Source organism: Quadrisphaera sp. DVD1 (genome assembly GCF_058932755.1).
In genome coordinates this window covers 1-9,282 of sequence record NZ_JBZYWI010000126.1, presented here as the reverse complement: position 1 = coordinate 9,282, position 9,282 = coordinate 1, and the positions used below count along the sequence as shown (strand labels likewise).

At 76.8% G+C, this 9,282-nt stretch carries 10 protein-coding genes; 8 read left to right on the top strand and 2 right to left on the bottom strand.

The annotated features are described in order from the left end of the window. From AC5FZL_RS13115 to AC5FZL_RS13100, 4 genes are all read left to right on the top strand, one after another. On the top strand, positions 1-284 hold a 284-nt coding region (locus AC5FZL_RS13115; protein ID WP_493619308.1), incomplete at its 5' end, for a hypothetical protein. After that, a complete protein-coding gene (locus AC5FZL_RS13110; RefSeq protein WP_493619307.1) occupies positions 281-1,447 on the top strand; it encodes a polyprenyl synthetase family protein in 1,167 nt (388 codons plus the stop codon). The genes AC5FZL_RS13115 and AC5FZL_RS13110, both read left to right, overlap by 4 nt. Continuing rightward, complete coding sequence (crtI, locus tag AC5FZL_RS13105; RefSeq protein ID WP_493619306.1) at positions 1,444-3,036, top strand: phytoene desaturase family protein; 1,593 nt, start codon at positions 1,444-1,446, stop codon at positions 3,034-3,036. The genes AC5FZL_RS13110 and crtI overlap by 4 nt, the downstream gene beginning before the upstream one ends. Next, the gene (locus AC5FZL_RS13100; protein ID WP_493619304.1) at positions 3,027-4,016 is read left to right on the top strand and encodes a phytoene/squalene synthase family protein; all 990 of its coding nucleotides are present in this window, start codon (positions 3,027-3,029) and stop codon (positions 4,014-4,016) included. Before crtI ends, AC5FZL_RS13100 begins: the two co-directional genes overlap by 10 nt. On the opposite strand, the gene AC5FZL_RS13095 is transcribed toward AC5FZL_RS13100, so the two are convergent. Next, on the bottom strand, positions 4,013-4,393 hold the full coding sequence (locus tag AC5FZL_RS13095) for an Rv2175c family DNA-binding protein (protein WP_493619302.1): 381 nt from the start codon (positions 4,391-4,393) through the stop codon (positions 4,013-4,015). The two genes, AC5FZL_RS13100 and AC5FZL_RS13095, sit on opposite strands and share 4 nt — an antisense overlap. Before the next feature lie 95 nt (positions 4,394-4,488). Here AC5FZL_RS13095 and AC5FZL_RS13090 point away from each other — a divergent pair, with 95 nt between their 5' ends. The 4 genes from AC5FZL_RS13090 (at position 4,489) to AC5FZL_RS13075 (ending at position 9,074) form a co-directional block, all read left to right on the top strand. Then, positions 4,489-5,679 (top strand): LysM peptidoglycan-binding domain-containing protein, encoded by a 1,191-nt coding sequence (locus tag AC5FZL_RS13090; protein ID WP_493619300.1) that lies wholly within the window; start codon positions 4,489-4,491, stop codon positions 5,677-5,679. Between the two features lie 62 nt (positions 5,680-5,741). Next, positions 5,742-7,748 carry a Stk1 family PASTA domain-containing Ser/Thr kinase gene (gene pknB / locus AC5FZL_RS13085; RefSeq protein WP_493619298.1) on the top strand — a complete coding sequence of 669 codons (2,007 nt, stop codon included), beginning with the start codon at positions 5,742-5,744 and terminating at the stop codon, positions 7,746-7,748. Positions 7,749-7,785: 37 nt separating this feature from the next. Next, positions 7,786-8,586 carry an alpha/beta hydrolase gene (locus AC5FZL_RS13080; RefSeq protein ID WP_493619296.1) on the top strand — a complete coding sequence of 267 codons (801 nt, stop codon included), beginning with the start codon at positions 7,786-7,788 and terminating at the stop codon, positions 8,584-8,586. Positions 8,587-8,669: 83 nt separating this feature from the next. Continuing rightward, positions 8,670-9,074, top strand: a complete 405-nt coding sequence (locus AC5FZL_RS13075; RefSeq protein ID WP_493619294.1) for an ATP-binding protein — start codon at positions 8,670-8,672, stop codon at positions 9,072-9,074. A gap of 4 nt (positions 9,075-9,078) precedes the next feature. Here AC5FZL_RS13075 and AC5FZL_RS13070 read toward each other — a convergent pair. Further along, positions 9,079-9,282, bottom strand: a 204-nt coding sequence (locus AC5FZL_RS13070; RefSeq protein ID WP_493619292.1) for a pentapeptide repeat-containing protein, incomplete at its 5' end; no start/stop codon positions are given.

Here is a 9,282-nt window from a genome sequence, read left to right as displayed (position 1 = left end):
TAGATTTGGTTGAGCGTCTCGTGGGCTTGGAGATGTGTATAGGGGGTGGTTTTAGCCAGGCCCGCACGAGCGGCGAGGACGCCGGCACGCCGCCGTGGGCGGCCGACCACCGGCGCCGGTGCTCCTCGGCGAGCCCTCCCGTCCCCTCCACGGGGTACAGCGTGCTGGGTGGTCACGGCCCGGGACCAGCCCGGGGGCGCCTGTCCAGCCGGTGTGCCCTGGCCCACATCCGGCCTCCTCGGGCGGGCTCCCGGGCGGGCCTGCTGCATAGGCTCCCTCCGTGACCCCCTCCTCCGTGCTGGACGCCGACCGGTTGCGAGCTCGCGTCCAGCAGGCGCTGGACGACGTCCTGGCCCGCCAGACCACCGTGCTGACCGAGGTCGACCCCGACTGCGCCCCCCTCGTCGAGTCGGTCTCGCGCCTGGTCGCCGGCGGCAAGCGGCTGCGCCCGGCGTTCTGCTACTGGGGCTGGCGGGGCGCGGGCGGAGGCACCGGCACCGGTGCGGACGACGAGAGCGACGCGGTCGTGCGCGCGGCCGCCGCCCTGGAGCTCTTCCAGGCGGCCGCGCTGATCCACGACGACGTCATGGACGCCTCCGACACCCGTCGCGGGATGCCCGCGGTGCACCGCCAGTTCGCCGCCCTGCACCGCGGCAGCGGGTGGGTGGGCGACGCCGAGCACTTCGGGGCCGCGGGAGCCATCCTCGCCGGCGACCTGTGCCTGTCGTGGAGCGACGAGGTGCTCAACGGCGCCGGGCTGGCGCAGGACGCGCTGCAGCGCGCCAAGGGCGTCTTCGACCGGATGCGCACGCAGCTCATGGGCGGGCAGTACCTCGACATGCTCGCCCAGGCGATGCCGGTGGTCGCCGGGGCCCGCAGCGAGGGCCCCGGCGCCACCGACGGGGCGACGGGGTGCGAGCACCGCGGCGAGACCGACGAGGCCCTCGCCCGGGCGCTGCGGGTGATCTGCTTCAAGAGCGCCAAGTACACCGTCGAGCACCCCCTGCTCCTGGGCGCGGCCCTGGCGGGCGCGCGCCCGGAGCTCGTCGCCGCGTACTCGGCCTACGGCCTGCCGCTGGGCGAGGCCTTCCAGCTGCGCGACGACGTCCTGGGCGTCTTCGGCGACCCGGCGCAGACCGGGAAGCCGGCCGGCGACGACCTGCGCGAGGGCAAGCGGACCGTGCTGGTGGCGCTGGCCCTGCAGCGGGCCACGCCCGCCCAGGCGGACGCCGTGCGGCGGCTGCTCGGCGACCCCGGGATCGGCGAGGCCGGCGTGGCGACGCTGCGCGAGGTCGTGGTCGACACCGGCGCGCTCGACCGCGTCGAGGCGATGATCGACGACGGGGTGCGGCGCAGCCGCGAGGCGCTGGCGGCGGCGCCGGTGGAGGAGTCGGCCCGCGCCGCCCTGGAGGGCCTCGTCGAGGCCGCCACCGCGAGGGCCGCATGAGCGCGCTCCTCGGCGCCGGCGCCGGCGTGGCCCTGCGCCGCACCGTCGACAGCCTCGTCCCCGGCCGCACCCGCACGGTGACCGGCCCCACCGACCACGTCGTGGTCGTCGGTGCCGGGCTGGCCGGGCTCTCGGCCGCGATGCGCCTGGCGGGGGCCGGCCGGTCGGTGACGGTCCTGGAGCGCGAGGACCACCCCGGCGGGCGCGCCGGGCGGATCACCACGCCGGTCCCCGGCGGGGAGTACCGCTTCGACACCGGCCCGACGGTGCTGACCATGCCCGACCTCGTGGCGGACTGCTTCGACGCGCTCGGCGAGGACATGGCCGACTGGCTCACCCTCGAGCCGGTCGACCCGCTCTACCGGGCGAAGTACGCCGACGGCTCCACCCTCGACGTCCACGCCGACCCCGACGCGATGGCCGAGGAGATCGCCCGCGTCTGCGGGCCGGCCGAGGCCGACGGCTACCGGCGCTTCGTCGACTTCGTCTCCAAGCTCTACCGGTACGAGATGAAGACGTTCATCGACCGCAACATCGACACCCCCCTGGACCTGCTCAGCCCCGACCTGGTCAAGCTCGTCGCGGCCGGCGGCTTCGGCAAGCTGGCCCCGGCCGTGGAGCGCTACCTGGAGGACGAGCGCACCCAGCGGGTGTTCTCCTTCCAGGCCCTCTACGCCGGGGTCTCCCCCTACGACGCCCTGGCCATCTACGCCGTCATCGCCTACATGGACTCCGTGGCCGGGGTGTTCTTCCCCAGGGGCGGCATCCAGGCGGTGCCCGAGGCGATGGCGGCCGCGGCGGCGAAGCACGGCGTGCAGTTCCGCTACGGCACGACGGTGACCGCGGTCGAGCACTCCGGCGGCCGCGCCACCGCGGTCCTGACCTCCGAGGGCGAGCGGGTGGCGTGCGACGTCGTCGTGCTCAACCCCGACCTGCCGGTCGCGTACGCCGAGCTGCTCGGCGAGCGGCACCGGCGGCCGGTGCCGCTGACCTTCTCCCCCAGCTGCTACCTGCTGCTGGCCGGCTCCAGCACCGACTACGCCGACCAGGCCCACCACACGATCCTCTTCGGGAAGGCGTGGAAGGAGGTGTTCGCCGAGCTCACCGGGGGCCGGCTCATGAGCGACCCGAGCGTGCTCGTCTCGGCGCCCACCGTCTCCGACCCCTCGCTGGCCCCGCCGGGCAAGCACGTCTACTACGTGCTCTTCCCCACCCCGAGCCTGTCGGCGGGCGCGGCGCACGGCGTGGACTGGTCGCGGATCGGCCCGCAGTACCGCGAGCACGTGATGACCACGCTGGAGCGGCGCGGCTACCCCGGCTTCGCGGACGGCATCGAGGTCGAGCACGTCACGACCCCGCAGGACTGGCTCGAGCGCGGCATGGCCGACGGCGCCCCGTTCGCCTCCTCGCACACCTTCGGCCAGACCGGCCCGTTCCGGCCCGGCAACCTGTGGGGCGAGAACGTCGTCTTCACCGGCTCGGGCACCCAGCCGGGCGTGGGCGTGCCGATGGTGCTGGTCTCCGGGCGCCTGGCGGCCGAGCGGGTGACCGGCCGCGACCGCGCCTACCGCTCGCGGGCGTGGCGGTGAGGGCCCGGACGCCGGTGCGCCGGCGTCCGCCGGGCAGCGCCAGCCTGGACGCGGCGGGGATCACCGACCCGCAGCTGCGCGACGACCTGCTGGCCTGCCGCGCGCTGCACGCCGAGCACGGCCGCACCTACTTCCTGGCGACCGCCCTGCTGCCGCCGGCCAAGCGGCCCTGGGTGTGGGCGCTCTACGGCTTCGCGCGCTACGCCGACGAGTTCGTCGACTCCCTCACCACCCCCGACCCCGCGGCGCTCGTCGCGTGGGGCGACGCGTTCCGGGCGGCGCTGGACGGCGACCGGGCGCCCGACGAGTCCGGGCCGGTGGGCCGGGCGATGCTCGCCACGGTGCGGCGCTGGGACCTGCCGGTCGAGACGGTCGACGCCTTCCTGGCCTCGATGCGCCAGGACATCACCGAGACCGGGTACGCCACCTACGCCGACCTCGAGGAGTACATGTACGGGTCGGCGTCGGTGATCGGCCTGCAGATGCTGCCGGTGCTCGAGCCGCTGCCCGGCGCCGAGGCCGAGGCCGCCGTGCGGGCGCGCCTGCTCGGCGAGGCCTTCCAGATGTCGAACTTCATCCGCGACGTCGGCGAGGACCTCGACCGCGGGCGCGTGTACCTGCCGCAGGAGGACCTCGACGCGCACGGCGTCACCCGCGCCGCCCTGCAGCACGGGCGGCGCACCGGCGAGCTGCTGCCGGGCGTGGAGGACCTGCTGCGCAGCGAGGTCGCCCGCACCCGCGAGCTGTACCGGCGCGCGGAGCCGGGCATCGACCTGCTCCACCCGACCAGCCGCGACTCCATCCGCTGCGCCTTCGAGCTCTACGGCGGCATCCTCGGCGCGGTGGAGCAGGCGCGCTACCACGTGCTGCACCAGCGCGTCTCGGTGCCGCTGCCCCGCCGCCTCGCGGTGGCCGGGCCCGCGCTCGTGCGCGCTCGGGCGGCACGGCGCGAGCAGCGCCGCTGGCGCGCGCCGGCCTAGTAGCCCAGCACCTGCGCGGCGCGGCGGACCGGGGCGATCCGGTTGTCGCGCAGCGCGGCGATGGGCGTCGTGCCCAGCGCGGGCTCGGGCGAGAACAGCCACCGCAGGGCCTCGACGTCGGAGAAGCGGGCGTCGGCCAGCACGGTCAGCGTGCCCGGCAGGCTCACCAGCGGCTCGGGGTCGACGAGCGCCCGCGGCACCCGCAGCACCCGGGGCGTGCCGTGCCGGACGCCCAGGAGCATCCGGTCGTCGAACATCCGGCGCACCGCCAGGACGTCGGTGCCGAGCAGGTCGGCGATGTCCGGCACGGTGAGCCACTGGTCCTCGCCCCCGACCAGCCGCGCCAGCTCTTCCAGGTCCTCGCGCACGTCGGCCACGGGAGGAGCCTGCCACGTCGGCTCAAGGAGCGGGCCGGACGGGTCGACAGACCCTGCGACGCCGACACACGCCACGACGACGCAGGAGCCTCCGCATGCCTTCCGCCCGCACCGCCCGCACCGCCCCCGCCCGCACCGCCGCCCGGCCGGCGGGCCGTTCCCGCGGCCTCGGGCTGCCCCTGGGCGTCGCAGCGGTGCTCGGTGCTGGCGTGGTGCCGGTGCTGGTGGCGCCACCGGCGGCCGCCGAGACGCTCACCGTCCGCTCCGGCGACACCCTCAGCGCCCTGGCCGGCCGCCACGGCACGACCGTGAAGGCCCTCGTGGCGGCGAACGGCCTGCGCTCGGCCGACGCCATCCGCGCCGGCCAGCGCCTGACCCTGCCCGCCGCTGCGGCCCCCGCCTCCCCCGCGGCCGCGCCGGCGACGTCCACCACCTACACCGTGCGCTCCGGCGACACGCTCAGCCACATCGCCCAGCGCTCGGGCACGACCGTCGCCGCGATCGCCCGCGCCAGCGGGATCGCCGACCCCAGCCGGCTCCGGGTCGGCCAGAGGCTCACGATCCCCGGTGCCTCCGCGCCGGCTCCCGCGGCCGCCAGCGCCCCCCGCGGCACCGCGAGCGCCGGCGTCGTCGTCAGGGCGGGCGACACCGTGAGCGCCATCGCCGCCCGCGCCGGGCTGCCGGTGGCCGCCGTCCTCAGCGCCAACGGCCTGAGCAGCACCTCGATCATCCGGCCCGGCCAGGTGATCGCGCTGCCCGCGGGCGGCGCCGCGCCGGCGGCCGCCCCCGCTCCGGCCGCCGAGCCGATGGCCAGCACCTTCGCCGGGCGCACCTACGCCTCCGGCGTCACCTCCGCCGCCACGACGAACCGCGACACCCTGCGCGCCCGGGCGGTGCCGAGCGAGGAGGAGATGAAGGACCTCGTCGCCACCACGGCGGCCGCGATGGGCGTGGAGCCGGCGCTGGCCCTCGCGGTGGCGCACCAGGAGTCCGGCTTCGACATGCGGGCGGTCTCGCCCGCCAACGCCGTCGGCGTCATGCAGGTCATCCCCTCCTCGGGGCGGTGGGCCTCCCAGCTGGTCGGGCGCCCCCTGGACCTGCTCGACCCGCAGGACAACGTGGTCGCCGGCGTGGCGATCCTCGCCTCCCTGCGGCGCAGCGCCGCCGACCTGCCCACGGCCATCGCCGGCTACTACCAGGGCCTGGCCGGAGTCCGGAAGAACGGCATGTACCCGGACACCCGCCGCTACGTCGCGAACGTCCAGACCCTCATGTCGCGCTACTGAGCGGACCGGCAGGAGCGGCGGAACCGCCCGTGCAGCGGGCCCCGCGACCGTAGACTCGCGGCGTGGCCACCGCTGTGCAGGACCCGCTCGTGGGGCGGCTCGTGGACGGCCGGTACCAGGTCCGCTCCCGCATCGCCCGGGGCGGGATGGCGACGGTCTACCTGGCCACCGACACGCGCCTGGAGCGGGCCGTCGCGCTCAAGGTCATGCACCCGCACCTGGCCGACGACCCCACCTTCGTCGAGCGGTTCACCCGCGAGGCGCGCTCCGCGGCCCGGCTGTCGCACCCCGGCGTGGTGGCCGTGTTCGACCAGGGCGCCGGGGACGGCGCGGTGTACCTGGCGATGGAGCACGTCCCCGGCCGCACGCTGCGCGACGTCATCACCGCCCGGGGAGCGCTGCCGCTGCGCGAGGCGCTGTCGATGGCCGAGGCCGTGCTCGAGGCCCTGGCCGCCGCGCACGGCGCGGGCCTCGTCCACCGCGACGTCAAGCCCGAGAACGTCCTGGTCGGCGACGACGGGCGGCTGCGGGTGGCCGACTTCGGGCTGGCCCGGGCGGCCAGCACGACGACCGGCACCTCGGCGTCCACGCTGATCGGCACCGTCGGCTACCTCGCGCCCGAGCTGGTGCTCCACGGCACCGCCGACGCGCGCGCCGACGTCTACGCCGCCGGCGTGGTGCTCTTCGAGCTGCTCACCGGCCGCGCTCCCTTCACCGGCGGCGTGCCCGCGCAGATCGCCTTCCGGCACGTCCAGGAGGACGTGCCGGCGCCGTCGGGCCTGCGCCCCGACCTGCCCGCCGACGTCGACGACCTCGTGCTGTGGTCGACCTCGCGCGACCCCTCCCGGCGTCCCGCGGACGCCGGCCAGCTGCTCGCCGAGCTGCGCGACGTCCGCGACGGCCTGGCCGACGCCGACCTCGACCGCCCGCCGGTGACCGCGGGACCGGCCAGCGACGGCGAGACCCGGCGGGTCAGCCGCGAGCACGTGCTGGCGCTGCCCGTGGGCGAGGAGCTGGAGCGCGAGGTCGACGGCCTGACGCGCACGCGGGCCCTGAGCGGCCTGCACCGCGCGGCCGGCGGCGCGAGCGCGGCGGAGGGCGCCGAGGACGCCGAGCGGGGCTCCACCCGCACGCTCCCGCGGATCGCCGCCCGGGACGCCGACCGCGCTCCCGCCCCCGCGCGGCGCCGTCGCCGCCGGATCGTGCTCGCCGTCGTGGTCGCGCTCGTCCTGGCGCTCGCCGGAGCCGGCACCTGGGCCGTCCTCGACGGCCCGCTGGCCCGGGTGGAGGTGCCCCGCGTCGTCGGCGCCACGGCGGAGGAGGCCTCGTCCACCCTGGCGGCACGCGAGCTGGGCGTGGAGCTCCAGGAGGCCTTCGACGAGGAGGTGGAGGCCGGGCTCGTGGTCTCGACCTCCCCCGCGGTGGGCGCCAGCGTGCGCGAGGACAGCACCGTGACCCTCACCGTCTCGCGCGGGCCGCAGCTGTTCGCCGTCCCGAGCGTGGTCGGCGCCACCCGCGCCGAGGCGGAGGCCGCCCTGGCCGCCGCCTCCCTCGCCGTCGGGGCAGTGACCGAGACGCACTCCGAGGACGTCGAGGCGGGGCGGGTGCTCAGCCAGGGCACCGCTCCGGACGTGCAGGCGCGCGGCGGCACCGCGGTCGACCTGGTGGTCTCCCTGGGCCGTCAGCCGATCCCCGTGCCGGCCGTGGTCGGCCAGCCCCGCGCCCAGGCGGAGGCGGCGCTGCGCGACGCCGGCCTGGCCGTGGGCGCGGTGACCGCCGAGGCCAGCGAGTCCGTCCCCGAGGGCGCGGTCGTGCGCGCCGACCCCGCCGGCGGCACGCTGTTCCGCGGCGACCCGGTGGCCCTGGTCGTCTCCTCCGGTCCTCCCCTGGTGGACGTGCCGAGCGTCGTCGGGCAGCAGGTCGGCCCGGCCCAGCAGCAGCTGGAGGCCGCGGGGCTCCGGGTGGAGCTGCAGCGCGTCCTGGGGGGCTTCTTCGGCACCGTCCGGGCGCAGGACCCGCCCGCCGGGCAGGTCCGCAAGGGCTCCACCGTCACCCTCACCGTCGTCTGACCGGCGCCTGCCCCGCACGCGGGGCAGGATCGGGACCGTGGCGCACCTGCGATGCGACGTCTTCTCCGACGCCCTGGGCCTGAGCACCTCCCTCACCGTGCTGCTGCCCCAGCGCACGAGCACCCAGATCGGGATGACCGGCACGGTCGCCCAGGGCCCTCCTCCGGTGCTCTACCTCCTGCACGGGCTGAGCGACGACGACACCACCTGGGTGCGCCGGACCTCCGTCGAGCGCTACGCCGCCGGGCTCGGCCTGGCGGTGGTGATGCCGCAGGTGCACCGCAGCTTCTACACCGACGAGGCGCTGGGCGGGCGGTACTGGACGTTCCTGTCCGAGGAGCTCCCGGAGCTCGTCGGCTCGCTGTTCCGCGTCTCCGACCGGCGCGAGGACACGTTCGTGGCGGGCCTGTCGATGGGCGGCTACGGGGCGCTGAAGTGGGCGCTGCGCCAGCCCGAGCGGTTCGCCGCCGCGGCCAGCCTGTCCGGGGCGCTCGACGTGGCCGCGGTGGACCGCCGCTGGTCGCGCCCGGAGGACCCGCGGATGGGCGAGCGGATCTTCGGCGGCGGCGAGGTGGCCGGCACGCCCGACGACGTGCTGCACCTGCTCGCGCACACCGACCCCGGCAGCGCTCCGGCGCTCTACGTGGCGTGCGGCACGGAGGACGAGCTGCTCGGCGACAGCCGCGCGCTGCTGGCCGCCGCCGAGCGCGCGGGCGTGGCGGTCACCGCCGACCTCGGGCCCGGCGAGCACGAGTGGGGGTACTGGGACGCGCGCATCCAGGACGTGCTGGCGTGGCTCCCGCTGCGCGACCGCGCTGCGCCCACCACAGGTCACTGAGCGTCACCGCGGTGTCCTGGCCCGGTGGGGCGCCCGTGCTCACCGACGGGTGGGCTGCGGCGGGGACGCCTACTCTCCGGAAGGTGGCGGTCTCCTCCCTCGTGCTGCCGCCGCTGACCAGCTCGGTCCGCGCGGCCCGCACCTTCGCCCGCGAGCGCTGCGGCGCCGCCCGCGTCCCCCCGCGGACGTGCGAGCTGGTCGTCCTGCTCGTCAGCGAGCTGGTGACCAACGCCATCGTCCACGCCGGGAGCGAGACCCGGCTGGCGATCAGCACGAGCGGCTCCTCCGTGCGGGTCGAGGTGGGCGACGACAGCCCCGTGCACCCCCGGGTGCTCTCCCTCGGCCCCGCCGTCCCTCACGGGCGCGGCGTCGGGTTCGTGGACCGGCTCGCCACCACCTGGGGGGTGCGCGACGAGGCCGGCGGCAAGGTGGTCTGGTTCACCGTCGACGCCACCGCGACCGCTGGTGCCGCGGGCGCGACCCGCTGAGGGGTCAGCGGCCCCAGTGACCGGGCCGGGCGAGCGACTCGGGCAGGCGGGTGCGGGCGTCCCCGCGGGCGGCTCCCACCTGGAAGGGCGCCAGGTACAGGGCGCTGGAGAGGTCCGCGCCGGCGAGGTCGGCGCCGCGCAGGTCCGCGCCGATGAGGTCGGCGCCGCGCAGGTCCGCTCCCCGCAGGTCCGCCCCCACGAGCAGCGC